Source organism: Bradyrhizobium sp. C9 (genome assembly GCF_002532045.1).
Classification (GTDB): domain Bacteria; phylum Pseudomonadota; class Alphaproteobacteria; order Rhizobiales; family Xanthobacteraceae; genus Bradyrhizobium.
Map to the genome: position 1 here is coordinate 234,800 of NZ_NWTG01000002.1, position 25,231 is coordinate 260,030.

A 25,231-nucleotide genomic window follows, 5' to 3' on the forward strand; every position below is an offset into this window, starting at 1 on the left:
ACCCTCGATATATCGTAGGCCGACATTAATTCTATCGTAGACCGATATGATTCGACGAAAGGTGACATTGACTAAATATCCCGGTGGGGAATTGTAGCTGCGACAGGCTGCTGCATCGCAGCCGGCGCATCCAGCCGCCGATCGATCCGATCCGGCGACGAGTGAACATGCGCGCCAACAATCAATATAATCGGAGGATATCGAGCGATGAGCACCAAGGATTTTCGCCCGGGCAGCACATTGAACGTCTCGCGTCGCACCCTGCTGCAGGCGGGCGCAGGCCTGATCGGCGGCACCGTGCTGCCGGCCTCGATCGCGTCCCGGGCATTCGCCGAGGATCATCCGGCGATCGGCACCTTTCCCGCCGGCACGTCCGGCTCCTCGGCCTTCATCGGCATCTCGGTGCCGCGCACCGGCACCTACGCGGTGCAGGGCGAGGATGAACTGAAGGGCTATCAGCTCGCGATCGAGCACATCAACAGCGGCCACGAGCTGATCAAGAAGATCTCGCCGAAGACCTCGAAGGGCGTGCTCGGCAAGGAGCTGAAGTTCGGCGTGGCGGATTCCGCGGCGAAGCCGAACGAGGCGGTGCAGGCGCAGCAGCGCTTCATCTCGGAGAACAAGGCGGTGATGATCACCGGCGGCACGTCGAGTGCGGTCGCGGTCGCGCTGAACAAGCTGGCGCAGCGCGAGAAGGTGATCTTCGTCTGCGGCATCTCCGGCTCCAACGACACAACCGGCAAGGATTGCGTGCGTTACGGCTTCCGCCAGAACTTCTTCGGCCAGACCGCCGCAGCCGCGATCGCGCCGGTGCTGATCAAGCAGTTCGGCAAGGACAAGAAGGCCGCGTATCTGACGCCCGACTACACCTACGGCCACACCGTCACCAAATCGATGCAGGACTTCCTCGCCCAGGCGGGCTGGACCACGGTCACCAACCAGGTGTCGCCGCTCGGCGCGCCGGATTACTCGTCATACCTGCTCAATGTCGCGAATTCCGGCGCCGACGTGCTGATCAACGTCAACTGGGGTCATGACGCCGTGCTGTCGACGCAGCAGGCCAAGCAGTTCGGCGTGCTCGACAAGATGAAGCTCGTGGTGCCCTACCAGGTGCCCTTCATCGCCCGCGAGACCGGCGGCCTGATGCAGGGCGTCTACGCCGCGACCGACTACTGGTGGACGATCGAGGACAAGTATCCGCTGGCCAAGCTGTTCAACGAGACCTTCGAGAAGAAGTTCGGCTACAAGCCCGAATGGGGCGCCGAGAACGCCTATGTCAGCTTCGCGCACTGGGCCCGCATGGTCGAGGAAGCCGGCAGCTTCTATCCGCCCGACGTCATCAAGGCCTATGAGAAGGGCGAGACCATCCCCTCGCTGGTCGGCGACGTGCATTATCGCCCCGAGGATCACCAGTGCGTCCGCCCCGTCATCATCGTCCGCGGCAAGATGGAAAAGGAGATGAAGAACAAGGAGGACTATTACGAGGTGGTCGAGATCGTCGCCGGCGACGGCCTGATGCAGAAGCCGGATGCGTTCGGCTGCCATCTCGGCGACTACACCTGATTAGCGTGGGACTCGGCGCCGTGGGCGGGGCGACCCGACCTGCGGCGCCGCTTTGTGTCGGAACATATCCTCCATTGGCTCGGCCAAGTTAACGGCCAACTGAACGCACGCCATGATCAACTGGCCGAATTTCATCTCGCAACTCTTCAACGGGCTGGCGCTCGGCGCGCTGCTCGCGCTGATCAGCTCCGGGCTGACGATCATCTACGGCACGCTCGGGGTGCTCAATCTCGCCCACGGCGCCATGTTCATGATCGGCGGCTACGCCGGATATGTGGCCTATTCCTACACCGGATCGTTCATTCTCGCTGTGATCGCCGGATCGCTGTTCGTGATGCTGCTCGGCGTTGCGATGGAGCGGATCATCATCCGCCATTTCTACCATCGCCCGCACGAGGACCAGCTGCTGGTCACGTTCGGGCTCGGCATCTGCTTCGTCGAGATCGTGCGGCTGATCTTCACCAGCCAGTCGCAGGTGGTTCCGCCGCCGGCGCTGCTGCAGGGCATCACCTCGCTCGGCTTCCTGTTCTATCCGACGTACCGGCTCGCGGTGGTCGGCATCGTCGCGGTCGCGCTCGGCGGGCTGTTCCTGATCCTCTACCGCACCCGGCTCGGGATGATCGTGCGCGCCGGCATCGAGGATTCGGTGATGGTCGATTCGCTCGGCATCAACGTCTACCGCGTGTTCATGATCGTGTTCGGCATCGGTGCGATGGCCGCGGGCTTCGCCGGCATCATCAATGCGCCGGTGGTGTCGCTGACCCCCGGTGTCGGCGACGACATTCTGGTGGAAACCTTCGTGGTGGTGGTGATCGGCGGCGTCGGCTCGTTTCCCGGCGCGATCCTCGGCGGACTGATCGCCGGCGAGATCATCAGCATCACCTCGATGTTCAACCCCGGTTACGCCTACGTCATGCTGTTCGCGGCGATGACGCTCGTGCTCGTGCTCCGACCGCACGGCCTGCTCGGCACGCAGGGCCGCGAATGACGACGGATCTTCAATGCTGAAACAGCGTCCATATTTGATCGAATTCCTGACGGCCGCGGGCCTGGTCGTCGCGCCCTTCGTGCTGCCGTGGCTCGGCTTCGCACCCAACACGGTGAACCGGATCCTGGTCTGGGGCCTGTTCGGCCTCGGCTTCGACATCCTGTTCGGCTTCACCGGCTTGCTGTCGTTCGGCCAGTCGGCGTTTTACGGCACCGGCGGTTTCGTCGCCGCCTGGCTGCTGACCCGCGCCGGCTTCCCGAACGTCGTGCTCGCGCTCGTCGTCGGCATGATCGCCGCCGCCGCCGCAGGCTACCTGATCGGCCTGATCGCGCTGCGACGCACCGGCATCTACTTCGCCATGATCACGGTGGCGATCGCCGAGGTGTTCTTCTTCGTCGAGTTCAATCCGCTGTCGGACTTCACCGGCGGCGAGAACGGGCTGCCGGGCGTGCCGACCCCGAGCTTCAATCTCGGCTTCACCACGCTGCACTTCACCACCGGCTGGTCGCTCTACCAGTTCCTGGCGCTGTGCTACTTCATCGGCGTCGTGATCGCGCTGCGGATCGTGCGCTCGCCGGTCGGCGCAGTGTTCAGCGCGATCCGCGACAATCCGCTGCGGGCGACCGCGGTCGGCCACAACATCCACGGCTACAAGCTGACCGCCTTCGTGATCGCCGCCGCCTATGCCGGCTTTGCCGGCGGGCTGCTCGGCGTGTTGCAGGCCTTCATGCCGCCCGACGCATTCACCTTCGACACGTCGGGCCAGCTCGTGATGCAGACCGCGATCGGCGGTCGCGGCACGCTGTTCGGGCCTTTGGTCGGCGCCGCGGTGTGGCTGTCGCTGCAGGACTTCCTGCAGGCCGCGCTCGGGCTCGGCGCGGCCTGGAAGCTCGTGCTCGGCCTCGTGTTCGTGCTGCTGGTGTGCTTCCTGCGCCGCGGCATCATCGGCGGCCTCGCCGATCTTTATGGCCTACTGACCGGACAGCGCGGCGCCCGCGAGCCCGGCGAGAGTGAGCCGGAGGCGGTCGCCGGCGCAAGCGCCCCGCATGCCACGGCCGCGGCGCCGACGCCTGTGCGGGCCCGCCCCGCGGGCAACCCGACCGGACCGATCCTCCAGGCCAAGGGCCTGACCAAGCGCTATGGCGGCCTGCTCGCCAACAGCGACATCGACTTCACAGTCAATCACGGCGAGCTGCGCGGCATCATCGGCCCGAACGGCGCCGGCAAGTCGACCTTCTTCAAGATGCTGACCTGCGAGGTGCACCCGACCTCGGGGACCATCATGTTCGAGGGCCGCGACATCACCGGCATGAACGTCACCGACGTCTGCCAGCTCGGCCTGACCAAGAGCTACCAGGTCAACCAGCTGTTCGCCGGGCTGACGGTGCGCGAGAACCTGGTGATCGCCGCGCTGTCGGGGCTGCGCGGCAAGTTCAAGCTCGACCTGTTCCGCAGCATCGACAGCATTCCCGGATTGTCCGAGCGCGTGCAGCACACGCTCGAGCTGGTCAACCTGACCTCGCGGCCTGATACGCCAGTCTCCGAGCTCGCCTATGGCGAGAAGCGGCGGCTGGAGATCGGGCTGGCGCTGGCAACATCGCCGAGCCTGTTGCTGCTCGACGAGCCGCTGGCCGGCATGAGCCCGCGCGAGCGCGTCGAGACGGTGAAGCTGCTCAAGTCGATCAGCCAGGGCCGCACCATGATCATCATCGACCACGACATGGATGCGCTGTTTGAGCTCGCCGAGCGCGTCACCGTGCTGCAGGAGGGGCGCGTGCTGGTCGAGGGAACGCCGGAAGAGATCAAGAACAACTCGACCGTCCAGGAAGCCTATCTTGGCGGCGTGCATGGAGTGCTCGCCGCATGAGCCTGCTCGAGGTCAACGGACTGAACAGCTATTACGGCGACTCGCACATCCTGTTCGACGTCTCGATCCGGGTCGAGCGCAACGAGGTGGTGGCGCTGCTCGGCCGCAACGGTGCCGGCAAGAGCACGACGCTGAAGAGCCTGATGGGCGTCGTCACCCCGCGCCGCGGCTCGGTGATGTTCGACGGCGCCGAGATCGCAGGCAAGAAGAGCCACAAGATCGCGCAGGCCGGCATGCAGCTGGTCCACGAGGAGCGCCGCATCTTCGGCAGCCTGAGCGTCGAGGAGAACCTCGTGATTGCCGGCCTGACCGCCTCGCAGCGCTGGCCGCTCGACCGCATCTACGAGATGTTCCCGCGGCTCAGGGAACGGCGCGGCAACCGCGGCACGGACCTGTCCGGCGGCGAGCAGCAGATGCTGGCGATCGCACGCGCTCTGGTGCGCGATCCCAAGATCATCCTGCTCGACGAGCCGTTCGAGGGACTGGCGCCGGTGATCGTGCGCGACCTGATGAAGGCGTGCCGCGACCTGGCCGAGGCCGGACAGACCATCGTGCTCGTGGAGCAGAACCTCGCCGCGACGCTCGCGCTGGCGCAGCGCATCTACATCATCAACAACGGCCACATCGTCCATGAAGGACCGGCGCAGGAGATCAAGGCGCAGCCCGACGTCCTGCAGCGCTATCTGGGGGTCTAGCCGCGCAATTCAGCCAGCAAGCGCCGCGATCATGTGCTTGGCATGATCGGCGAGTACGTCCATCTCCTCTTTGCGGGTCTGCGCCGGCAGCAGCGCGACGCCGGCCTTCACTGGCATCACATGCATGTGCAGGTGAAACACCACCTGACCGCTGGCGGGCTCGCTGAACTGCTGGATGATGATGCCGTCGGCGGAAAACGCCTTCATCGCCGCGATCGCGATGCGCTTGGCCGTGCGCGCCACCGCGGCAAGGTCGTCTTCGGCGATGTCGAGGATGCCACGCGCAGGCGCTTTCGGAATCACCAGCGTATGCCCCGGCGAGCGCGGCATAATGTCGAGGAACGCAAAAGTCCGGTCGGTTTCATCAACCTTGAAGCTCGGTACCTCGCCGCGCAGGATTTTTGCGAAGATATTCTGGTCGTCATAGCCCGTCATGGTCGCGCGTTCCGGATCGATCATTCGAGGCTCGACCGTGCGCGCCGGTCGCCGAAGGCGCAAGCGATATCGACGCCGCATCGACCATCGGCTAACAACGCGCGATGAGTGCATCAGCTGACAATGGCAGCCAGACCGTCGAGGGTATCCGGCGCGGCCTCGCCGCACGCCTCAAGGCGGCAGGCCACGACGCCGCCGAGCTCGACGCGCGGCTGCTGGTCGGCGCCGCGCTGGGACTCGATCTGACCGGCATGGTGACCGGCGCCAGGCGCATCCTGACGAAGGACGAGACGGATCGCCTCGAAGACCTGGCGCAGCGCCGCCTCGCCGGCGAACCGGTGGCGCGCATTCTCGGCATCAAGGAGTTTTGGGGACTGCCGCTGCATCTCTCCGCGGCGACGCTGGTGCCGCGCCCCGACACCGAGACCGTGGTCGAGCGCGCGCTCGAACTGCTGCGCGCCGACGGCGCGGCCGATCGCGCGCTGCGGATCGCCGATCTCGGCACCGGCTCCGGCGCCATCCTGCTGGCGCTGCTCTCGGAACTGCCGAACGCGCATGGCTTCGCCACCGACATCTCGGCCGAGGCGCTGCAGACGGCGAGCCGGAACGCCGCCGAACTCGGGCTTGGCGCACGCGCGACATGGATCGCGTGCGATTATGGCAGCGCCCTGACCGGTGCGTTCGACCTGATCGTGTCCAATCCGCCCTACATCCCCTCGGCCGACATCGCCGATCTCGACATCGAGGTGCGCGCGCATGATCCGCGCGCGGCGCTCGACGGCGGGGCCGACGGGCTCGACGCCTACCGCGCGCTGATTTCGCAATCTGCGCGTCTTTTGACCTCGGGTGGATTTCTGGTTGTGGAAGTCGGACAGGGCCAGAGCGGCGACGTTGAAGCGCTGATGACGGCTTCCGGGTTATCCCCAACGGGGCCGCCCAAGGCCGATCTCGGGGGTATTCCGAGGGCCGTTTCTGCCCGCCGGGTGCCCCGATAAAGTCCTATTGGAACGCAAAAAAACCTCTTGGAATATCCCCCGGGAACGACTACGTTCCGGCCACAACATCGGTGCTGGCCCCGTAACCGTTACGGGTGATGACCAGGGTTCAGCAGAGCCCGCCGATCGAAAGGTTCCAGGAACGCAGGTCTCATTGAGCGCAATAGCCGAAGCTGTGCTGCTCTCGACCGCCAAGCGAACGAAAGCCTGTTATTGCGCTTGAACACCTACGCACGAGAACTGGGCCTGTCTCAACGGGCAGAATGATTTGGTCGCTGGCGCGATTGGCCGGCGGCGGTTGGGGAACGCGTCTTTGCTGAACGCGACTTTGCTGAACGTGATGGTCGGCAACATCGAAACCACTTCGAACGGCAGTGCGATTCCGTGTGCCTTGGCGCGCGCCGAATCGAACGCCAGACTGCAATAGCTTCAACACCGGACTGCAATAACTTCAGGGCTGGAATAAAAGGCGACAGATGAGAAACGGTCAGAACAACAAGCGGATGCGCAACCGGAATAACAACAACAATAACAACAACAATAACCGGCGCGGCCAGAATCCCCTGACACGGGTGTACGAATCGAACGGACCCGACATCAAGATCCGCGGCACGGCCTCCCACGTGGCCGAGAAATACGTCCAGCTTGCGCGCGATGCACGCTCCTCCGGCGATCCGGTGGCAGCCGAGAACTACTACCAGCACGCCGAGCACTACTACCGGATCATCGCGGCCGCGCAGGAGCAGTTCCGGCAGAATCAGCAGCAGCCGCGCCCCGACGCCGAGGTGACGCAGACCGAAGACAGCGACGACGACAGCGACGGCTATTCGAGCTTCGGCCAGGAGCCGGGCTTCGTGCCGCAGCAGCAACAGCCGTTCATGCGCGACAACGGCCAGCAGCCCTACCAGCGCGAACAGCATCAACCGCGCGAGCACCGCGAGCGGGACCAGCAGCCGCGCGAGCAGCAGCCACGTGAGCATCGCGAGCGCGAGCATCGTCCGCAGCCGCAGTATCAGCCGCAACCGCAGGTCCAGCCGCAGCCGGTGCTGGCTGACGCCGGCGGCGTCGATCGCCTGCCCTCGTTCATCACCGGCGGCGCGCAGCCGCAGGTCAACGGCGGCGCCTATGAAGCCAATAATGGCGGCGCAGAACGTGGCGAACGCAGCGAGCGCTTTCCGCGCCGTCGCCGCCGTCCGCACGGCCCGCGCCCCGACATGGCGGCGCAGCCGGCGCCGAGCGACGACTTCAATCCGGGCAACGAGTAACGCAACTGTCGGCCACCCTCCCCTGGAGGGGGAGGGTCGTTGCGCATGAAGCGCAGCGGAATGCGTAACGGGGTGGGGTGATCTCTCCAGTCGGGCTCTGCCCGTGTTGAGAGATCACCCCACCCCGTCTCACATTCGCTACGCTCATGTGAGCCGACCCTCCCCCTCCAGGGGAGGGTGAGTTTTCATTATTCCGCGTGACTCGATTTGCGCGTCGCCGTCGAGGACGGCACCAGCACCGGCCGCAATGACGGGATCAACTGCGTGCGTTCGCGGCGCGCCGGGATCGCGCGATAGACCTGCTTGCTCGCTTCCACGATATGCACGCCGGCGAACGGCATCGACAGCGCCGCGCCGAGACGCTCCCACGCCATCGCCGAGCGCAGGAACCAGCTGCCCTGCACCGGCGGCATGAACAGCGCCTCGCCCCATGACGCCGGCGTGAACCAGGTCTGCCGCAGCAGCTGGGTGATCTGTGCCCGCGAATAGGGCCGGCCGTGGCCGAACGGCGTGGCGTCGGTGCGCGTCCAGACGCCGCGCCGGTTCGGAATGATCGCGATCAGCCGCCCCGACGGCGACAGCACCCGCCACACCTCGCGCAGCAGCCGCTCGGGATCGTCGGACATCTCCAGCGCATGCACCACGAGCACGCGGTCGACCGCGGCATCCGGCAGCGGCATCGAGAATTCGTCGATCAGGGTCGCCAGCGCCGGCCGGCCGGTCGGCCATTTCAACACGCCCTGGGCGGCCGGCATGAAGGCGATGCAGCGCTCGGAGGTATCACGGAACAAGCCGAGATAGGGTGTCGGATAGCCGAGCCCGAGCACGCGCTGGCCTTCCGCGTTCGGCCATCGCGCACGGATGCCGCGGTTGATCAGCTGCCGCGCCACGATGCCGAGGCGCTGCGAATAGAAGTCGCGGAGGTCGATGACGTCCATGATCCCAGCCTAACATGCCCCTTGCAGCCGGGGAGCGTCGAAATTTGCGTTGCCGCCGGAGCGTTAACGCCATATTTCACCCCTATATTGGGCGCGGTAAAAGCATGATCCGGAAGCAGCGACACCGGTTTTCCCTCGCGACAAACGCGTAGCGTTTGCGCGGAGATCATGCTCTGACGTGTCCGTCCCGTTTGTTCGTGGAGATATCATGACCGCCGAAATTCGCACCTTCAGCTGCCTCACCGACAATTTCGGGTACCTGATCCACGATCCCGCCACCAAGGCGACGGCCTCGATCGACGCGCCGGAGGCCGGCCCGATCATCAAGGCGCTGGAGCGTGAAGGCTGGACGCTGACCGACATCCTGATCACCCATCACCATGGCGACCATGTCGGCGGCGTCGCCGAGCTGAAGCAGAAATACGGCTGCCGCGTCGTCGCGCCGCACGACAAGTCGGCCAAGATCGCCAATGTCGACCTGCGCGCCGCCAATGCCGACGTCATCAAGGTCGGCAGCCTCCTGGCCCGTGTGGTCGAAACTCCCGGCCACACGCTCGACCACATCTCCTATGTGTTCGATGGCGAGAAGGCGGTGTTCGCCGCCGACACGCTGTTCTCGATCGGATGTGGCCGGGTGTTCGAGGGCACCTATCCCATGATGTGGGATTCGCTTTTGAAGCTGCGTTCGCTGCCGGACGATTTCCGGCTCTATTGCGGCCATGAATACACCGCATCGAATGTGAAGTTCGCGCTCACGATCGAGCCTGACAATCCGGCGCTGCAGGCCCGCGCCGAGGAGGTCACAAAACTGCGCGCCGAGAACAAGCCGACGATTCCCGTGCTGCTGGGCGACGAGAAGAAGGCCAACGTGTTCCTGCGCGCCGACGAGCCTGTTGTCGCGGCCAAGCTGCATATGAAGGGTGCCGACCCGGCGCTGGTGTTCGGCGAGCTCCGCGAACGCAAGAACAAGTCGTGATGGTCGGACTTTCGGCCGCCGACATCATCGCGCGGCTTGCGCTCAAGCCGCACCCCGAAGGCGGGCACTATCGCGAGACGTTTCGCGACGAGCGCTGCGACGCCGGTGGGCGCGCGCATTCGACCGCGATCTATTTCCTGCTCGCGCGCGGCGAGCGCTCGCGCTGGCACCGCATCGACGCGGTGGAGATGTGGCACTATTACGCCGGCGCGCCGCTGACCTTGAAGATCGCGCAGGACGGTGGCCTACCGCATGCCATCACGCTCGGACCTGACGTCATCAGCGGCGAACAGCCTCAGGCGATCGTGCCGGCGGGCGCCTGGCAGGCCGCGGAAAGCAGCGGCGACTGGACGCTGGTCGGCTGCACCGTCGCGCCCGGCTTCGAGTTTTCGAAGTTCGAATTGGCGCCGAAGGGTTGGGAGCCGGCTTCGTAAGAGCTCTCGTAGGATGGGTAGAGCGCAGCGAACCCATCAACTCCTGTCCGCACGGCGAGATGATGGGTTTCGCTTCGCTCTACCCATCCTACGCTTTCTTCCTTAGCACCATGTCCTTCGCCGCGATCAGCCCGCCGCCGGCAATCAGGATCGCGGCGATCGCGATGTTGGCGCTGGGCTTGGCAAACCCTGCTGCAATCAGGAACGCGGTCGAGAGCAGCGGCGTCGCGTAGGAGGCGGCGCCCAGTACGCGGATGTCGCCGCGCTTCATGCCGATGTCCCAGGCGAAGAACGCAGCGCCCACCGGACCGATGCCGAGCGCGATCACCGCCAGCCATTGCAGCGGTGTCGCGGGCCACACCGTGGTTTCCACCAGCATGTGCACCAGCGCGGCAAGCACGGCGGTCGCAAGGCAGAAGCCCGCCACCGCATCGGTCGGCACCGCCTTGAGCCGGCGCGACATCACCGAATAGGCGGCCCAGACGAAGGCTGCGACGAAGGCCGCCGCGAAGCCTGGAATTTGCGCGCTTGTGAAGGCGCCGGTGTTGCCGGCGAACAATAACACGGTGCCGGCAAGGCCAAGCAGCGCGCCGATGATGTGATGGATCGCCAGCCGCTCGCCCGGCAAAAGCGACGAGAACAGCACGATCAACAGCGGCCAGAGATAGTTGAGCAGGCCGGCCTCGGCCGGCGGCGCAAAGCGCAGCGCCAGGAAATACAGCGCGTGATAGCCGAACAGCCCGCCGACGCCGACGAGCCAGGCAATCGGCGACTGCTTCAGTGCGCCGAACGCCGCGGGACGGAACAGGAAGCTCGCGAATGCGACCGCGGCGCCGATCGCAAACGTCATGGCGGCGAGCTGGAATGCCGGGATAGCCCCGGTCGCAACCGTCATGACCGACAGCAGCGACCACATCAGGATGGCGGTCAATCCGACAAGGGTGGCAGTTCGGGTCGTCATCTGAATTCAATCCGTCGTGGCCGCGCCGGCCACGTCCTGATTTCGCGCCTCGCGGTTGTAACGACGAAAATGCCCGGCACAAGGCCGGGCATGACGACTTGATTGATGGCGCCTGCGACGCGACGACGCTTCTTGCGTCAGGCGTGATACTGGCCGCCGTTCACGGTCAGCGTCGAGCCGGTGATGAAGCCGGCGTCGTCGGCTGCGAGGAAGACCACGGCCCGCGCGATCTCCTCGGGTTCACCGAGCCGGTTGACCGGAATCTGCGGGATCACGTTCTTCTCGAGCACGTCCTTCGGTACCGCCTGCACCATCTCGGTGTTGATGTAGCCCGGACAGATCACGTTGACGGTGATGCCGCCCTTGGCGTTCTCCAGCGCTAAGGCCTTGGTGAAGCCGATGTCACCGGCCTTTGCCGCCGAGTAGTTGACCTGACCGAACTGACCCTTCTGGCCGTTGATCGAGGAGATCGAGATGACGCGGCCGAACTTGCGGGCGCGCATGCCCTCGATCACCTGGCGCGTCATGTTGAACAGCGAGCCGAGGTTGGTGTTGATCACGGCATTCCACTGCTCCAGCGTCATCTTGTGGAAGGCGGTGTCCTTGGTGATGCCGGCATTGTTGACGAGCACGTCGACCGGGCCGAGATCGGCCTCGACCTGCTTCACGCCGGCCGCGCAGGCGTCGAACGACGAGACGTCCCACTTGTAGACCGGGATGCCGCTCTCCGCCTTGAACTTCTCCGCCGCCGCGTCATTGCCGGCGTAGCTTGCCGCCACCTTGTAGCCCGCCGCTTTCAGCGCCTTGCTGATTGCAGCTCCAATGCCCCGCGTTCCGCCCGTCACCAATGCAACACGTGCCATGTCCGTCTCCTCCTTGGCCGTCTTTTATAACCGGATCACTCCGGTCCTCGCACTCACAACCCCTCGAAACAAAAATGCCCGGCGCAAAGCCGGGCATCTTTTCTATCAGCTCGCGCCGTGGTTGACAGATGATCTTTTCATCACCTAACCGACCTCGCTGCCTCTTGTTCAGTCGCGTGCAACGCACATCGCGATGCCCATGCCGCCGCCGATGCACAGCGTCGCGAGGCCCTTCTTGGCATCGCGCTTCTGCATCTCGTGCAGCAGCGTCACAAGGACGCGGGCGCCCGACGCGCCGACCGGATGGCCGATCGCGATCGCGCCGCCATTGACGTTGACCTTGGCCGGATCCCAGCCGAGGTCCTTGTTGACGGCGCAGGCCTGCGCAGCGAACGCCTCGTTGGCCTCGATCAGGTCGAGATCGGCGATGTTCCAGCCGGCCCGCTTCAGCGCGGCGCGCGAGGCGGGGATCGGTCCGGTGCCCATGATCTTGGGGTCGACGCCGGCCTGGCCCCACGAGACGATGCGGGCGAGCACCTTCTTGCCCTGCTTGGCGGCTTCCTTGGCGGTCATCAGCACGACGGCGGCGGCGCCGTCATTGATGCCCGAGGCGTTGCCGGCGGTCACGGTGCCGTCCTTCTCGAAGGCGGCGCGGAGCTTGGCCATCGCATCGAGGGTGGCGCCATGACGCGGATACTCGTCGGTGTCGACCACGATGTCGCCCTTGCGGGACTTGATGGTGACCGGGACGATCTCGTCCTTGAACCTGCCGGCCTTCTGCGCCGCCTCGGCCTTGTTCTGCGACCCGACCGCGAACTCGTCCTGCTGGGAGCGGGTGATCTGGTACTGCTTGGCGACGTTCTCGGCGGTGTTGCCCATGTGGTAGCCGTTGAAGGCATCCCACAGGCCGTCCTTGATCATGGTGTCGATCAGCTCGAGGCCGCCCATCTTGACGCCGCCGCGCAGATATTGCGCGTGCGGGGCCATGCTCATGGATTCCTGGCCGCCCGCGACCACGATCGACGAGTCGCCGTTGAGCAGCGCCTGGTAGCCGAGCGCCACCGTGCGCAGGCCCGAGCCGCAGAGCTGGTTGACGCCCCAGGCCGGGCTTTCCACCGGGATGCCGGCCGCGATCGAGGCCTGGCGGGCCGGGTTCTGGCCCTGCGCCGCCGTGAGGATCTGGCCCATGATGACTTCGGAGACCTGACCACCCTCGACGCCGGCACGCTCCAGCGCCGCCTTGATGGCGATCGCGCCGAGGTCGTGGGCCGGCGTGGTGGCGAACGCGCCGTTGAAGCTACCGACGGGGGTGCGGGCGGCGCTGACGATGACGACATCGTCTGACATGGACATCTCCTATGGGTTGTCGCTGGGTTTCTCGACGGCGGGCGGCCGGTTGGCGGACCTGTCTCTTAACGACTATCCTGTAAACCTCATTGAGCCATGTCAATCGCGCTGACGCGCAAATCGCGCCGCGACGCACTCAAAATGGCGCTCTTGGCACATTCCTGAGCAAATCCTATGCTTTGGAATTAACCGCACAGCACAAAACGGTAGCCGAAGCGCTTTGAAAATGCTTACCTTTGCTGCGATGCGTTGCATTTAGCCCAGCGGCGATGCTGCCGGGTTCCAGGTCCTTCGGTGTTGAAGTGTGAGCCCATGGCAAAATCTGAACAACCGACCACGATCAAGAAATACGCGAACCGGCGGCTCTATAATACCGGTACGAGCACCTACGTGACGCTCGAGGATCTCGCGGCGATGGTGAAGGAAGGCGAGGATTTCCTCGTCTATGACGCCAAGACCGGCGACGACATCACCCGCTCCGTGCTCGCGCAAATCATCTTCGAGCAGGAAAACAAGGCCGGACAGAACCTGCTGCCGACCACCTTCCTGCGCCAGCTGATCCGCTTCTATGGCGACAGCATGCAGATGGTGGTGCCGAAATATCTCGAGCAGTCGATCGATACGCTGACCCGGGAACAGGAGAGATTCCGCAAGCAGATCGCGGGCGCCCTGAGCGGGACGCCGTTTGCTCCCCTGGAAGAACAGGTCCGCCGCAACATGGAGCTGTTCCAGCAGACCTTCTCGATGTTCAAGCCGTTCGTGCCGCAGCGCGGCGGCACCGAAGCCGAGAAGGCGCCGGAGCCCGCGGCCGACGACGGCAACATCGACGACCTTCGCCGCCAGATGAAGGACATGCAGGAACGCCTCGAGCGCATGTCGCAGCCGGCGAAGAAGGACGAGTAGGTCTCGTCCTCCGGCCGCCGTTGCTTGCTAAAATTCCGTCGACGGCGGCGCTCGCCGACGTCGGGCGGCCGCCGTCCGATCGCGCATGCTGCCACGCAAAGAAGCCGTAGCCCGCATGCTTACCTCCCCTTGAAAAGGGGAGGTCGCTTTGCTCGCCAGAGCAAAGCGGGTGGGGATCTGCTCTCTCCGCATACAGTTTCGCTTGCGGCTGCCCCCCCATCCCGACCTTCCCCCTTTTAGGGGGAAGGAGAAGAAAGCGGGCGCTATGCAGGGCGGCGGCAGACGAGATCGATTTCGATCAGCGCATCATAGGCCAGACCCGTGACGCCGACGCAGGTGCGCGCCGGCAGGCGGTCGGGCGGGAAGTAGCTGCGATAGGTCTCGTTCATCGCCGCGTAGTCTTCCTTGAAGCGCGTCAGATAGATGCGCGACATCACGATATGCTCGAGGCCGAGATCGAGCCCCGTCAGCACCACGCGCAGGTTCTCCATCACCGCGCGGGTCTGCGCCACGATCCCCTCGGGCAATACGCCGGGTGCGGCCGGCGTATCCGGCATCTGGCCGGTGACGAACACGAAGCCGTCGGACTCGACCGCGTGGCTGAACGGCGCGACCGGCTTCGGGCCGCCGGATATCATGTGAAACTGCAACGACGTCTCCTCGCCTGCTGTTTGATCATCATCTGCGCGCAAACGCGTTCCGCGCTTGTCGCGAGGGAAAACCGGTTCCCACTTTTCCGGATCATGCTCTAGTTTTGCGGCGCGTGATCGAACACCCGCTTGCTCAGAATGGCATGGACGCCCCAATTACCGTCCACCACCTGGGTCACGCCGAAATCCACCGCCACCGACATCAGCGCGATCGCCTCGTCCTCGGTGAGGCCTTTGATGTTCATCAGGAAGCGCCGCATCTTGCGGAACGCATCCTTCATCGCGAGATCGAGCGAGGAAGTCGCGTAGACCTCGCTCTGCCCCTTGGCGCCGAATTCGGCGAGGTAGTTGGGATGACTGAAGCCCATCAGCACCCAGTCGGCTTCGGTCTCGATCAGCGGATAGGTCAGATCGGCGAACGGCTGATTGGTCAATTCGTTCTTCTTGTGCAGGATGACCTGGAAGGTGCCGGTCATCGAGCATTCGATGGCGGTGCCGCCGAGCTCGCCGTCGCCCTGTGCGGCATGGGGATCGCCGACCGACAGCAGCGCGCCCGGCACCGACACCGGCAGATAGATCGTCGCGCCCTTGCCGAGCCGCCAATTGTCGAGATTGCCGCCGAAATAGGCCGGCGGGACGGAATCGACGAGCTCGGCCTCGCGCGGTGCCAGCGCGATGACTCCGAAATGCGGACGCAGCGGAATGCGGATGCCGTCGAGCACGTCGTGGCGACGCCGTACCGATGACGGCGGGATCGGAATGCCCGGATAGTCGTAAGTCTTGTGCAGCGTTCCGAACGGATCGGTCTGCGGCTCCCAGCGATATGAATACAGCGCACGCGCATACGGCGCATCGGCGTCGTCGACGATCTCGTAGATCGTCACCGCCTCGTGGGCGTTCTGCTCGGCGAGGAACTCCTTGTAGTGATAGCCCCACCAGGCCGCGACGCTGCTGCCGAACACGCGGCCCTCGAACTCCGGACTGCGGCTCGCGCGCGGCACGATGTCGAGGATGCGGATCTCCAGCACGTCGCCCGGCTCCGCGTCCTTGACGGCCACCGGCCCGGTGCAGATGTGCACGCCGAATCCCTCGCCGGCGCCGCGGCCATAGATCGAGGCATCGAGCGGGCCGGCGCCGCGGCGATCGACATTCTTCCGATCGCGCGTCCAGTGGAACACGCTCTCAGCGCCTGGATCACCCTTGATCATGCGCTCGGGATCGTCGGAGGCGTGCTGGGTCAGCGTCTCGATGGTGATGGTGTCACCGGAGCCGATCTCGATCTGCGGTGGCAACGAATGACTGAAATAACCCCAATGCACGCGCGCGGCATCGGCGGCGAGATGGTGATGACGCGGCGCGTCCGCGCTCTCCGGATCATGCGCGTTGAATGGCGCGGCCGTCTTGCGCACCAATGCCGCGCGCCCGCTGCACAGTTGCGCCAGCGCCTGTTGAGGCCAGCCGCGCTGCTCGGTGGCCGCGGATGCGGTCTGCCGCTCGGCTTCATGCTGGCGGAATTCGCGCGGCGACAGACCGAAGCGCTGGCGGAACGCGCGGCTAAAATGGGCGGAATCGTTGAAGCCGACACTGAACGCGATCTCGGAAATCGAACGATGCGCCTCGGCGGGATTCGACAGATCGGCCGAGGTGCGCTGCAGCCGCCGTTCGCGCAAATAATGCGTGAAACTGGTGCCGGCCCCCTCGAACAGCTTTTGCAGATAGCGTTCGGAAATGCCCTCGGCGCTGGCGATCTTCACCGGCGTCAGATCGGGATCATCGAGGCTACGTTCGACGGTCTGGCACAGCCGATGCAGCGTCGCCGCCTTGGACGCGCCGCCGCCGCGATCGCTGGCCGTCTCGCTGTGCTGAGGCATGAAGGTCGGCAGCAGATCGGCGAGACTGCGCGCCAGCGCGGTCCATTCGACATCGGACAGCGCGTCGAGATCTTGTGCAGCGACTTCCATCATCTGCGCGAACACGCTGCCGAAGCCACCGGGCTGCAGCACCCGCACCGCGCCGCCCTGCGACGTGGCGCGGTGGCGATGGGCCGGCTCTGACGTCACCGACAGCACCACCGCACGCATCTCGCGCTGGAACGACACGCTCCAGTCCCCGTCGCGCGGCAACAGCAGAAGGTGCCGCGCCGCGACGATCTGATAACCGGCCGCCGTCTTCAGCGCCACCCCGTCTTCCAGCGGCAGCAGCGCCAGCGGATGATCGGCCGCAGCATCAATGCGCGGCGACACCGATTGCGGCCCTGCGGAAAGGCGGGCCAGGGTCACGCCCTGAAAGCTGCGCCGCATCGCGATGGCATGGCCGGCATGGGTGCTGGTGGCGGCCGTCGGCTGCAGGCCGACCGACGCCAGGACGTCGCGCCACGCCTCGGGGCGGTCGCCTTCGGAGTAGGATTCACTCGTGAACGGACGCAACCTCATGCATCGGCCTTTGTGGCCGAAGCGAAGCAATCTCCGTGCCATCCCGAAGGGTGACACGTCCTGCTCAGTGACCCCTGCGTGATCAGTCACACCGGAACACGTTCTTGCGGATGGTCCCGTGCACGCCCCAATTGGCATCGACGACCTGCGTCACGCCGAAATCCGCTCCCACCGACATCAGCGAGATCGCCTCGTCCTCGCTGAGCTTGTGCACCGTCATCAGGAAGCGCCGCATCTTGCGAAAAGCGTCGCGCATGGCGCGGTCGAGGCTGGAGTGATTGGCGATTTCGAGCTGCGCATTGGCGCCGAGCTCGGCGAGATAGTTCGGGTAGGTGAAGCCGTAGACCGACCAGGCGTCGGAGGTTTCCAGCATCGGATGCGTCAGGCCTTCGAGCTGGGTGCCGCCGAGATCGCGATGCTTGTGCAGGATGAATTCGAAATCGCCGGTCAGCGAGGTCTCGATCGCCGTGCCGCCGAGTTCGCTGTCGCCCTGCGCGGCATGCGGATCACCGACCGAGAAGAGCGCGCCGGGCACTGCGACCGGATAGAACATCTTGGCACCCTTGCCGACGCGCCAGTCGTCGATATTGCCGCCGGTGTAACCCGGCGGGATCGAGGAGACGAAATCCTGCTCCGACGGCGCGAGGCCCATGGTGCCGAAATGCAGCCGGGCCGGCACCCGGACCTTGCTCAGGACATTCTCGCGCCTGGCGACGGTGGCGTGATCGACGCCCACGCCGGGATAGTCGATGGTCGGGTGCACGATGCCGTCGGGATCGGTCTGCGGCGTCCAGACATAATTGTAGACCGCCCTGGCGAAGGGCTCGCCCGATGTGTCGAGCTCGAAGATCGTCACCACCTCGCGCGGCTTCGGCTCCTCGATCAGGTCGTGATAGTGAAAGCCCCAATTGGCCGCGACGTTGGAGCCGAAGCATTTGCCGGCATGGCAGGCCTTGCAGGCCGGCCGCGGACGTACGTCGAGAATGCGCACCTCCAGCACGTCGCCCGGCTCGGCGCCTTCGATCGCCACCGGTCCGGTGAGCAGATGCACGCCGACGCCTTCGCCGGAGCCACGGATGAACGGCCCTTCGGTCGGCCCCGAACCACGCCGCGCCACGGCCTTGTGCTCGCGCGTCCATTTGAACACGCTCTCGGCGCCTGGATCGCCCTCGATCATCCGCTCGTAATCGTCATTGGCGTGATGCGTCAGCGTCTCGATGGTGGCGCGGTCGCCGGACTTCAGCGTCAACGCCGGCGCCACGACCTTGCTGAAATAGCCCCAATGCACCGTCTTGGCAGATACCGGCAACAGATGATGTTTCACACAGAGGCCCTCACGCGGATGGAATCGAAACAGTTTCTAGTCATGCGACCTCGGTCTCCATGGCATTGAGAAAGCGCTGCGCGACCGGATTGCGCGGATTGCTCAGCACCTCGTCAGCCGGGCCCTCTTCGACGATCGCGCCATCCGCCAGCAGCACCACGCGATCGGCGACTTCACTGGCGAAGCGCAGTTGATGGGTTGAGATGATCATGGTGAGGCCGTCCTCCACCGCGAGGCGGCGGATCACTTCGAGGACCTCGTTGACGAGCTCGGGATCGAGCGCGGAGGTCGGTTCATCCAGCAGCAGCACGCTGGGATTCGGCGCGATCGCGCGGGCGATGGCGACGCGCTGCTGCTGGCCGCCGGAGAGATGCCGCGGCAGCGCATCGGCGCGGTGACTGAGGCCGACGCGGCCGAGCAGCTCGGTCGCGCGTCGATCCGCATCGATGCGCGACACGCCATGCACCCAACGCAGCGGCCCGGCGATATTCTCCTTCGCGGTGAGATGGCCGAACAGGTTGAACTGCTGAAACACCATGCCGACGCCAACCTCGGCGCGCGCCTGCGCCAGCAGCCGCGGCGACAGCGGCTTGCCGTGATCGCTGAAGCCGAGCCGGCGGCCGCCGACCTTGATGCTGCCTTCGTTCCAGAGTTCGAGATTGTTGATACAGCGGAGCAGCGTGCTCTTGCCGGAGCCGGACGGCCCGAGCAGCGCGATCACCTCGCCGATCCGCACCGTGAGATCGACGCCGTCGAGCACCATTTGCTTGTCATAGCTCTTGCGCAGCGCCGCGACATCGACCGCCACATTGTTGCGCTTCAGGATCTCGCTGCGCTTGGCGCGATCGGCGCGCTCGGACGGCGCCCGCGGCGGCGGCAATTCGGCGACGCCGGCATCGGGCAAAATCTCGGGCGGCGCGCCCTCCACCGCAATCAGGGGATCATCGAGCCCTTGCGCGCGATGCCACGGCATCAGCCGCATCAGCTTGACCTGCTTCGACGCGCGGTCGAGATCGAACAGCCGTTCGAGGAACAGCTGGATGCCGGCGATCGCCGCGGTGAGAACCAGGTAGATCAGGCCGGAGGCGAAGAAGATCGAGAAGAAATCGAACGTTGCCGACGCCATCTGGGTCGAACGCAACGTCAGCTCCTGCACGGCGATCACCGACGCCAGCGACGAATTCTTCAGCGCGCTGACGGTCTCGTTGCCGAAGGCGGGGATCATCGAGCGGATCGCCTGCGGCGCGATGATCCGGCGCATCAGCACGCCGGGCGTCATGCCGAGCGCCTGCCCGGCCAGCACCTGGCCGCGATCGACGCCGAGCACGCCGGAGCGCAGCATCTCGGCGATGAACGGAGCCTCATTGCAGGCCAGCGCGAGGCCGGCGGCGAGAATGGCGGGGAGCTTGATGCCGATCTGCGGCAGGGCGTTATAGGCGAACACCATCTGCAGGATCAGCGGCGTGCCGCGAAAGATCACGGTGTAGACCCGGGCAAAGGACGCCAGCGCCTTGAAGCGGCTGAGCTGCATCCACGCCAGGATCACACCGAGGACCAGGCCGCCGATGAGACCGAGGGCAGTGACCTGCAAGGTCGCCTGAATGCCCTCGATCATGTACGGCATGGTCAGATAGTGGATGAACAGCTCCATCGAGCATGTCGTCCTTCTGCCGGTATCGGGCCTACTTGACCATCAGCAAACCGGGTTCGATCAGGTTCTCCGGATCGAGATTCCACTTCTTCAGCAGCGCGAGCTGATCGCCCGATTTGTAGATCTCGGTCAGCGCCGCCTTCACGGCATCGCGGAAGGCCGGCTTGTCCTTCGGCACGGCGATGCCGACCTTGTAGGGGATCGTCACCGCGATGGCCTTTTCGAGTTTGTCCGGATAGGCCTTCACCGCATTGTCGACGGTGTTGACGTCGTTGACATAGGTGTCGGCGCGTCCGGCGAGGATCGCCTGGATGCAGTTGGCGTTGTTGTCGTAGAGCTGGATGGTCGGCTCGGGCTTGCCTTCCTTCTTGCATTCGCCCACCAGCGCCTGGATCAGCGGAACCTCGACATAGCCGGTGTTCTCGGCCGCGGCCGCGCCGCACATCGAGGTATTGATGCCGGTGATCTTCTTCGGATTGCCCTTGGCGACCAGTACGCCGTCGAACACCTTCGAGTAGGTGATGAAGTCGGCCGCCTTGGCGCGCTCTTCCGTGGCGTAGATGTCGGAGATCACGATGTCGGCCTGACCGCTGGCCAGCGTGGTCAGGAGTGCGGCGAAGGTCACCGCCTTGTAGGTCAGCTTGAAGCCGAGGCATTCGCCGATCTGCTCGCCGAGATCGATATCGAAGCCGACATATTTGCTCGGATCCTTCGGATCGATCGACTCGTAGCCCGGCGTATGCGGATTGATCGCGTTGACGAGGGTCTTGCCCTTCCAGTCCGGATATTTTGCCTGCAGCTCGGCACAGGCGGCCGGCGCGGCTGCCCTGGCGCTGGTCGGCGCAGCGATGCCCGCGGCAAGCAATGCCCCAAGCGCTGCGATATGCATGAGTTTGTACGTGCGCGGAAAAGATAACGTGACCATTCGATCCTCTTTCGACGTTGTCATGGCGCAAGCCACGGTCCAAACCTCGAAGAAGTAAACGGCGGTCTCCGGCGGAAAACTTGTCTGGGGACGCACAATAAATTGGATGAACTGCCGCCAAACCTTGGGCACGACGCGCTCATATTTTGAGCAGCGGCGGTCGCGGGCATGATGACCGATATTGTGAAATGGCCTCGTGGCCGCTTCACCCCGCCGCGGGGACGGCCTTCTCCGCCGGAGCGTTCCACGGCCGGTCCGGCGATGCGAGGCCGATCAGGCGGCCCTGGATGAAGTCACAGCCCCATTCGCGCAGCATCACGGCGGCTTCTTCGTCCTGCACCCATTCGGCGACCGTCTTGATTTCAAGGCGGCGCGCGAGATCGATCAACGTCTGCACGAAGGCGCGATCGTCGGCCGAGCGCACAATGTTCTGCACGAAGGCGCCGTCGATCTTGACGATGTCGACGCCGAGCTTGCGCAGATTGCGGAACGAGGTGTAGCCGGCGCCGAAATCGTCGATCGCGATCCGGCTGCCGAAATTCTTCAGCCGCGTGACGAAGCCGCGGACGTCGTCGATATCCTGGATCGCGACCGTCTCGGTGATCTCGACGATCAGCCGCTCGCCGACGCCGGGATGCGCGCGCATCAGCGATTCGATGGTGGCCCACCAGTCCGGATCCATCGTGGTGTCCGGCGAGATGTTGAGGCTGAGCTGCACGCCGGGTGCCGCGGCAAGCTCGGCGATCGCAAGCTCCAGCACGCGGTGATCGACGAGCCGGATCAGGCCGAGCCGCTCGGCGACCGGCACGATGTCGGGCGCGAGCAGCGCACGGCCGTCGTCCTGCTCCATGCGGACCAGGCACTCGTAGAACGAAGGCTGCCGCGAGCGCGCATCGACCACCGGCTCGAAGCCGATCACGATGCGGCGCTCGTTCAGCGCGGTGACGATCTCGTCGGTGACGCGGATGTTGACGCGGCGCTGCGCGTCGCGCTCGACATTCGGCTTCCACAGCGCGAACGATCCGGCGCGGCGGCTCTTGGCGGCGTCCAGCGTCTCCTGGGCGCGATTGACCGCCTCCTCCGCCGACTTCGCATGGCGCGGGATGGTGACGGCGCCGATCGATGCCGTCACCGACACCGGGCCGGACCGGGTCGGCACCACCTCGTCGCGCACCGCGGCGAGGAAGCGCTCGGCGGCAACGTTGGTGTCGTCGACGGTGCAGTTGCGCAGGATCAGGCCGAACTTGTTGCCGGAGAAGCGGCCGAGCATGTCGCCGCTGCGCAGCCGGGCGCGAATCCGTTTCGCCACCTCGGCGATGACGGCGTCCGCGACGTCGAAACCGAACGCATCGTTGACCCGCGCCAGATGATCGATGCCGATCAGCATGAAGGCGCAGGAGGTGCGGAAGCGCGCGCACTCCTCGATCGACTCGGCGAGCGAGGCGATCAGATGGGTGCGGTTGAGCTCGTTGGTCAGCGGATCGTGCCGCGACAGCTTCAACAACTGCTCGTCGCGGGCATGCCGTTCATTGTTGATGCGGACGACGCCCTGCACGCGCGCCGGCCTGCCGTCGGCGCCGGCGAACCAGCAGCCGGTCTCCTCGATCCAGATCACCGGCGCCGAGGTCACGGCCCGCACGCCATACTCGATCCGGTAGGGAACGCCCTCGCCGCCCCGCGCCGGTCCGGTCTGGCCAAGCGCATCGGACCGAACCGAGCGTATTGGCTCGATCAGCTTTGCGAGCTCGGTGCCGCTGGCCAGCGCTGTGATCGGGATGTCGGGGAAGACCGCCGCCGCATTGTCGCTCCAGGCAATCGCATCGCTCGCCAGGTCCCAGGCGAATGTCGCTTGGCCGAGCGAGGCGAGGATGCTGGCAGCTGGCGGGACAGGGAGCATCGACTATGTCTCGATTTGGGACGGCACCCGGTGATTCTACACACTCTCAAGATAGTGGTTCCGGTGAATCCAACGCTAGGAGAACTTGATAAATAATCTGGAAACCACGTTTTCGACTGCCGCGGAACGAACTGGGGATGGCGGGCATGACCCTTGCCATGAGGGTGTTGCAGAGGGACGCAACGTCCCAAACTATGACGCTCCAACCGGTCGCAGGCGATGCTCGATATCGATCAATCAGAAGTCCAATCAGGGATCCTGGACGGCGAGTTCACCGACACGGCCGCGGCAACCGGCACGGCGCTGGTGCCGCTGGCCGCGACCACCCATTGGGCGCCGAAGATCCCGCTGGCGCATGCCGATCCGTCGTTTGTGGCTCATCTGATCGCGACCGCCGCCCACGAGCCGCAGACGCGCGGACAACGGCGTGGGTCATTGGCTGACGCGCAGAGCGCCTACGGCCCGCATGTCGACGAACGCCGCAGCGTCGCGCGGCGCACCCGGCAAATCATCTAGCCGATCATCTCGGGGATCAGCGGGCCTTGACGGGCCGGTTGCCGTGGCTGTCCTGCGGCACGCCGCGGCGCAGCGACATGTGGGAATGGATGCCGAGCCAGCGCCCGTCGGCCTGACGCGCGAGAATGATCGTCGCCCGCCCCGGACGATCGAAGCGGCTGCCGTCCGCATGGAAGCCGGTGCTCGTCCACGGCGTGATCACCGTCGCCATGCCGCCGTCGGCGCTGATCAGCACTTCCGTATGTTCGAGGTCGAAGGCGAAATCCGCGGTGCGGGGCCAGACATTGTCCCATTGCATCTCGGTCCAGCGCGCGCGGCCGTGGATCAGTTCCTGATAGGTGCCGAACGAGATGATGTCCGAATGCCAGAACGGACGGGCGGCCGCATAATCGACTGCCCTGACGCAGGCGGCGAACCGTTCCAGCCAGTCGAAGATCGATCGAGTGGTCGTCGAATCGGCAATCGGAAGGGCCGTTTCTCCGCTCATGATCGTCCTCGATAACGCTCTAGCGTTGCGGCGCGTCCGGCGATGGCTGGCCGCCGGGCTGCAAATCCGGCGAGGCGACGGTGGGCTTGGGCGTGGACTGATCGAGCAGCACGGATTCCGCAACTGAGGTCGCCGGCGGGACCGGCGCGGCGGGCGCCGGCGTTGCGACAGGTGTCGGCTCGGGGCGCGGCGGCGCAGGCTCCACCGCAGGCGCGGGCCGCGGCGTCTCGACCGCTGCGGGCTGCGGCTTGCTGACCGGCGCTGGCGCCGGCGCAGCGACCATCGCACGGCGGCGGGTGCGCAGCGCAATTCCGGAAATGAAATCGACCAGCGCCAGCAGCGTCAGCAGGCAATAGGTCGAGTTGCCGAATTTCGGCCAGAGCACGAATTCGGCGGCGGCCGCGCCGAACACGATCAGCGACAGCAGATGGTCGGTGAGGTATTTCGCGCCGGGGCGCGCGCCCTTGATGACCTCGAGCAGCAACAACAGCACGCCGGCGGCAAGCAGCATGTCACTGAGCGTGATCTGCCACTGCTCGCCCGACAGCAATGTCAGCCTGATCAGCGGGTCCGTGAAGGACACGCCGGGCATCAGGAAGGCGATGATGTTGTAGACCGCGAGCGGAACGAGCAGCAGCGGAAAACCGACCATCGGGCTTGCGCCTTATTCAGGGAGAACCAGCAATGCGGCGATGCTCATTGGCCTCGCCGCCGACGCGCCCGTGTTGACCGCACTCGTTGGCCGAATTCAGGCGCAGCGCCGCATGGCTGCGGCGCGACAGCCGAAGGTCCGATCAGGACTCTTTCTTGGCCTTCAGGACCTGGCGGCCCTTGTACATGCCGGTCTTCAGGTCGAGGTGGTGCGGACGGCGCAGTTCGCCGGAGTCCTTGTCCTCGACGTAGGTCGGAGTCTTGATCGCATCGGCCGAACGGCGCATGCCACGGCGTGACGGCGAGGTTTTTCTTCTGGGAACGGCCATGACGGTGTCCTCTAGGGTGTTGCGGAGGCATCGTCCGAAATGCGGACGGGCTCAGCGCTTCGAAGCGCAAGCTGCGATGCCGGTAAGGCCGCGCTTATAGAGGAAGGGACCGCGTAAATCTAGGCCCGGAGACAGCAAA

24 protein-coding genes are annotated in these 25,231 nt (G+C 65.2%); 10 read left to right on the forward strand and 14 right to left on the reverse strand.

Annotated features, from left to right (window positions below):
* The first annotated feature begins 207 nt into the window (after window positions 1-207).
* From CO675_RS05965 to CO675_RS05980, 4 genes are all read left to right on the forward strand, one after another.
* Complete coding sequence (locus tag CO675_RS05965) at window positions 208-1,563, forward strand: substrate-binding protein (protein WP_097671115.1); 1,356 nt, start codon at window positions 208-210, stop codon at window positions 1,561-1,563.
* 112 nt (window positions 1,564-1,675) lie between these two features.
* Complete coding sequence (locus CO675_RS05970) at window positions 1,676-2,551, forward strand: branched-chain amino acid ABC transporter permease (RefSeq protein ID WP_097671116.1); 876 nt, start codon at window positions 1,676-1,678, stop codon at window positions 2,549-2,551.
* 13 nt (window positions 2,552-2,564) lie between these two features.
* Window positions 2,565-4,418, forward strand: a complete 1,854-nt coding sequence (locus CO675_RS05975) for a branched-chain amino acid ABC transporter ATP-binding protein/permease (protein ID WP_097671117.1) — start codon at window positions 2,565-2,567, stop codon at window positions 4,416-4,418.
* Window positions 4,415-5,113, forward strand: a complete 699-nt coding sequence (locus CO675_RS05980) for an ABC transporter ATP-binding protein (protein ID WP_097671118.1) — start codon at window positions 4,415-4,417, stop codon at window positions 5,111-5,113. The genes CO675_RS05975 and CO675_RS05980 overlap by 4 nt, the downstream gene beginning before the upstream one ends.
* A gap of 9 nt (window positions 5,114-5,122) precedes the next feature.
* On the opposite strand, the gene CO675_RS05985 is transcribed toward CO675_RS05980, so the two are convergent.
* Window positions 5,123-5,548 (reverse strand): HIT family protein, encoded by a 426-nt coding sequence (locus CO675_RS05985; RefSeq protein WP_097671408.1) that lies wholly within the window; start codon window positions 5,546-5,548, stop codon window positions 5,123-5,125.
* A gap of 104 nt (window positions 5,549-5,652) precedes the next feature.
* Here CO675_RS05985 and prmC point away from each other — a divergent pair, with 104 nt between their 5' ends.
* A complete protein-coding gene (gene prmC / locus CO675_RS05990) occupies window positions 5,653-6,543 on the forward strand; it encodes a peptide chain release factor N(5)-glutamine methyltransferase (protein WP_097671119.1) in 891 nt (296 codons plus the stop codon).
* A gap of 476 nt (window positions 6,544-7,019) precedes the next feature.
* Window positions 7,020-7,808 carry a DUF4167 domain-containing protein gene (locus CO675_RS05995; RefSeq protein ID WP_097671120.1) on the forward strand — a complete coding sequence of 263 codons (789 nt, stop codon included), beginning with the start codon at window positions 7,020-7,022 and terminating at the stop codon, window positions 7,806-7,808.
* 188 nt (window positions 7,809-7,996) lie between these two features.
* On the opposite strand, the gene CO675_RS06000 is transcribed toward CO675_RS05995, so the two are convergent.
* A complete protein-coding gene (locus CO675_RS06000; protein WP_097671121.1) occupies window positions 7,997-8,746 on the reverse strand; it encodes a class I SAM-dependent methyltransferase in 750 nt (249 codons plus the stop codon).
* 208 nt (window positions 8,747-8,954) lie between these two features.
* Between CO675_RS06000 and gloB the strand changes: the two genes are divergently transcribed.
* Entirely contained in the window at window positions 8,955-9,722 is a 768-nt protein-coding gene (gloB, locus tag CO675_RS06005; RefSeq protein WP_097671122.1) for a hydroxyacylglutathione hydrolase, read from the forward strand.
* Complete coding sequence (locus CO675_RS06010) at window positions 9,722-10,156, forward strand: cupin domain-containing protein (RefSeq protein WP_097671123.1); 435 nt, start codon at window positions 9,722-9,724, stop codon at window positions 10,154-10,156. Before gloB ends, CO675_RS06010 begins: the two co-directional genes overlap by 1 nt.
* Before the next feature lie 88 nt (window positions 10,157-10,244).
* Here CO675_RS06010 and yddG read toward each other — a convergent pair whose 3' ends face one another.
* The 3 genes from yddG to CO675_RS06025 form a co-directional block, all read right to left on the reverse strand.
* The gene (gene yddG / locus CO675_RS06015; RefSeq protein WP_097671124.1) at window positions 10,245-11,117 is read right to left on the reverse strand and encodes an aromatic amino acid exporter YddG; all 873 of its coding nucleotides are present in this window, start codon (window positions 11,115-11,117) and stop codon (window positions 10,245-10,247) included.
* Window positions 11,118-11,254: 137 nt separating this feature from the next.
* On the reverse strand, window positions 11,255-11,980 hold the full coding sequence (gene phbB / locus CO675_RS06020) for an acetoacetyl-CoA reductase (protein ID WP_050425845.1): 726 nt from the start codon (window positions 11,978-11,980) through the stop codon (window positions 11,255-11,257).
* A gap of 168 nt (window positions 11,981-12,148) precedes the next feature.
* Entirely contained in the window at window positions 12,149-13,327 is a 1,179-nt protein-coding gene (locus CO675_RS06025; protein ID WP_097671125.1) for an acetyl-CoA C-acetyltransferase, read from the reverse strand.
* Window positions 13,328-13,639: 312 nt separating this feature from the next.
* Here CO675_RS06025 and phaR point away from each other — a divergent pair, with 312 nt between their 5' ends.
* Entirely contained in the window at window positions 13,640-14,230 is a 591-nt protein-coding gene (phaR, locus tag CO675_RS06030; RefSeq protein ID WP_097671126.1) for a polyhydroxyalkanoate synthesis repressor PhaR, read from the forward strand.
* A gap of 263 nt (window positions 14,231-14,493) precedes the next feature.
* Here the strand turns inward: phaR and CO675_RS06035 are convergent, their stop codons facing one another.
* The 6 genes from CO675_RS06035 to CO675_RS06060 form a co-directional block, all read right to left on the reverse strand.
* Window positions 14,494-14,880 (reverse strand): RidA family protein, encoded by a 387-nt coding sequence (locus CO675_RS06035; protein ID WP_097671127.1) that lies wholly within the window; start codon window positions 14,878-14,880, stop codon window positions 14,494-14,496.
* Between the two features lie 98 nt (window positions 14,881-14,978).
* Window positions 14,979-17,312, reverse strand: coding sequence for an acetamidase/formamidase family protein (locus CO675_RS06040; RefSeq protein ID WP_097671128.1), 2,334 nt, complete (start codon window positions 17,310-17,312; stop codon window positions 14,979-14,981).
* A gap of 82 nt (window positions 17,313-17,394) precedes the next feature.
* Entirely contained in the window at window positions 17,395-18,636 is a 1,242-nt protein-coding gene (locus CO675_RS06045; RefSeq protein ID WP_097671129.1) for an acetamidase/formamidase family protein, read from the reverse strand.
* 40 nt (window positions 18,637-18,676) lie between these two features.
* On the reverse strand, window positions 18,677-20,287 hold the full coding sequence (locus CO675_RS06050; RefSeq protein ID WP_097671130.1) for an amino acid ABC transporter permease/ATP-binding protein: 1,611 nt from the start codon (window positions 20,285-20,287) through the stop codon (window positions 18,677-18,679).
* Between the two features lie 31 nt (window positions 20,288-20,318).
* Window positions 20,319-21,212, reverse strand: a complete 894-nt coding sequence (locus tag CO675_RS06055) for an ABC transporter substrate-binding protein (RefSeq protein WP_198964502.1) — start codon at window positions 21,210-21,212, stop codon at window positions 20,319-20,321.
* Between the two features lie 205 nt (window positions 21,213-21,417).
* Window positions 21,418-23,109, reverse strand: coding sequence for a putative bifunctional diguanylate cyclase/phosphodiesterase (locus tag CO675_RS06060; protein WP_097671132.1), 1,692 nt, complete (start codon window positions 23,107-23,109; stop codon window positions 21,418-21,420).
* Between the two features lie 219 nt (window positions 23,110-23,328).
* On the opposite strand from CO675_RS06060, the gene CO675_RS06065 reads away from it, so the two are divergent.
* A complete protein-coding gene (locus CO675_RS06065; protein WP_097671133.1) occupies window positions 23,329-23,625 on the forward strand; it encodes a hypothetical protein in 297 nt (98 codons plus the stop codon).
* Window positions 23,626-23,641: 16 nt separating this feature from the next.
* Here CO675_RS06065 and CO675_RS06070 read toward each other — a convergent pair whose 3' ends face one another.
* From CO675_RS06070 to rpmF, 3 genes are all read right to left on the reverse strand, one after another.
* Window positions 23,642-24,112, reverse strand: coding sequence for a YybH family protein (locus CO675_RS06070; protein WP_097671134.1), 471 nt, complete (start codon window positions 24,110-24,112; stop codon window positions 23,642-23,644).
* Between the two features lie 19 nt (window positions 24,113-24,131).
* Complete coding sequence (locus CO675_RS06075) at window positions 24,132-24,764, reverse strand: hypothetical protein (protein ID WP_097671135.1); 633 nt, start codon at window positions 24,762-24,764, stop codon at window positions 24,132-24,134.
* Between the two features lie 142 nt (window positions 24,765-24,906).
* Window positions 24,907-25,092, reverse strand: coding sequence for a 50S ribosomal protein L32 (gene rpmF, locus CO675_RS06080; RefSeq protein ID WP_021077536.1), 186 nt, complete (start codon window positions 25,090-25,092; stop codon window positions 24,907-24,909).
* Window positions 25,093-25,231: the final 139 nt, after the last annotated feature.

What these genes read in the sequence shown, in the direction of transcription:
- phaR (WP_097671126.1), top strand. Translation starts at nt 13,640, where the DNA reads ATGGCAAAATCTGAACAACCGACCACGATCAAGAAATACGCGAACCGG.
- CO675_RS06050 (WP_097671130.1), bottom strand. Translation starts at nt 20,287, where the DNA reads ATGGAGCTGTTCATCCACTATCTGACCATGCCGTACATGATCGAGGGC.
- CO675_RS06040 (WP_097671128.1), bottom strand. Translation starts at nt 17,312, where the DNA reads ATGAGGTTGCGTCCGTTCACGAGTGAATCCTACTCCGAAGGCGACCGC.
- rpmF (WP_021077536.1), bottom strand. Translation starts at nt 25,092, where the DNA reads ATGGCCGTTCCCAGAAGAAAAACCTCGCCGTCACGCCGTGGCATGCGC.
- CO675_RS06070 (WP_097671134.1), bottom strand. Translation starts at nt 24,112, where the DNA reads ATGAGCGGAGAAACGGCCCTTCCGATTGCCGATTCGACGACCACTCGA.
- CO675_RS05980 (WP_097671118.1), top strand. Translation starts at nt 4,415, where the DNA reads ATGAGCCTGCTCGAGGTCAACGGACTGAACAGCTATTACGGCGACTCG.
- yddG (WP_097671124.1), bottom strand. Translation starts at nt 11,117, where the DNA reads ATGACGACCCGAACTGCCACCCTTGTCGGATTGACCGCCATCCTGATG.
- CO675_RS06065 (WP_097671133.1), top strand. Translation starts at nt 23,329, where the DNA reads ATGCTCGATATCGATCAATCAGAAGTCCAATCAGGGATCCTGGACGGC.
- CO675_RS05975 (WP_097671117.1), top strand. Translation starts at nt 2,565, where the DNA reads ATGCTGAAACAGCGTCCATATTTGATCGAATTCCTGACGGCCGCGGGC.
- CO675_RS05965 (WP_097671115.1), top strand. Translation starts at nt 208, where the DNA reads ATGAGCACCAAGGATTTTCGCCCGGGCAGCACATTGAACGTCTCGCGT.
- CO675_RS06060 (WP_097671132.1), bottom strand. Translation starts at nt 23,109, where the DNA reads ATGCTCCCTGTCCCGCCAGCTGCCAGCATCCTCGCCTCGCTCGGCCAA.
- CO675_RS05970 (WP_097671116.1), top strand. Translation starts at nt 1,676, where the DNA reads ATGATCAACTGGCCGAATTTCATCTCGCAACTCTTCAACGGGCTGGCG.
- CO675_RS05995 (WP_097671120.1), top strand. Translation starts at nt 7,020, where the DNA reads ATGAGAAACGGTCAGAACAACAAGCGGATGCGCAACCGGAATAACAAC.
- CO675_RS06000 (WP_097671121.1), bottom strand. Translation starts at nt 8,746, where the DNA reads ATGGACGTCATCGACCTCCGCGACTTCTATTCGCAGCGCCTCGGCATC.
- CO675_RS06055 (WP_198964502.1), bottom strand. Translation starts at nt 21,212, where the DNA reads ATGGTCACGTTATCTTTTCCGCGCACGTACAAACTCATGCATATCGCA.
- CO675_RS06025 (WP_097671125.1), bottom strand. Translation starts at nt 13,327, where the DNA reads ATGTCAGACGATGTCGTCATCGTCAGCGCCGCCCGCACCCCCGTCGGT.
- phbB (WP_050425845.1), bottom strand. Translation starts at nt 11,980, where the DNA reads ATGGCACGTGTTGCATTGGTGACGGGCGGAACGCGGGGCATTGGAGCT.
- CO675_RS06075 (WP_097671135.1), bottom strand. Translation starts at nt 24,764, where the DNA reads ATGGTCGGTTTTCCGCTGCTGCTCGTTCCGCTCGCGGTCTACAACATC.
- prmC (WP_097671119.1), top strand. Translation starts at nt 5,653, where the DNA reads ATGAGTGCATCAGCTGACAATGGCAGCCAGACCGTCGAGGGTATCCGG.
- gloB (WP_097671122.1), top strand. Translation starts at nt 8,955, where the DNA reads ATGACCGCCGAAATTCGCACCTTCAGCTGCCTCACCGACAATTTCGGG.
- CO675_RS05985 (WP_097671408.1), bottom strand. Translation starts at nt 5,548, where the DNA reads ATGACGGGCTATGACGACCAGAATATCTTCGCAAAAATCCTGCGCGGC.
- CO675_RS06010 (WP_097671123.1), top strand. Translation starts at nt 9,722, where the DNA reads ATGGTCGGACTTTCGGCCGCCGACATCATCGCGCGGCTTGCGCTCAAG.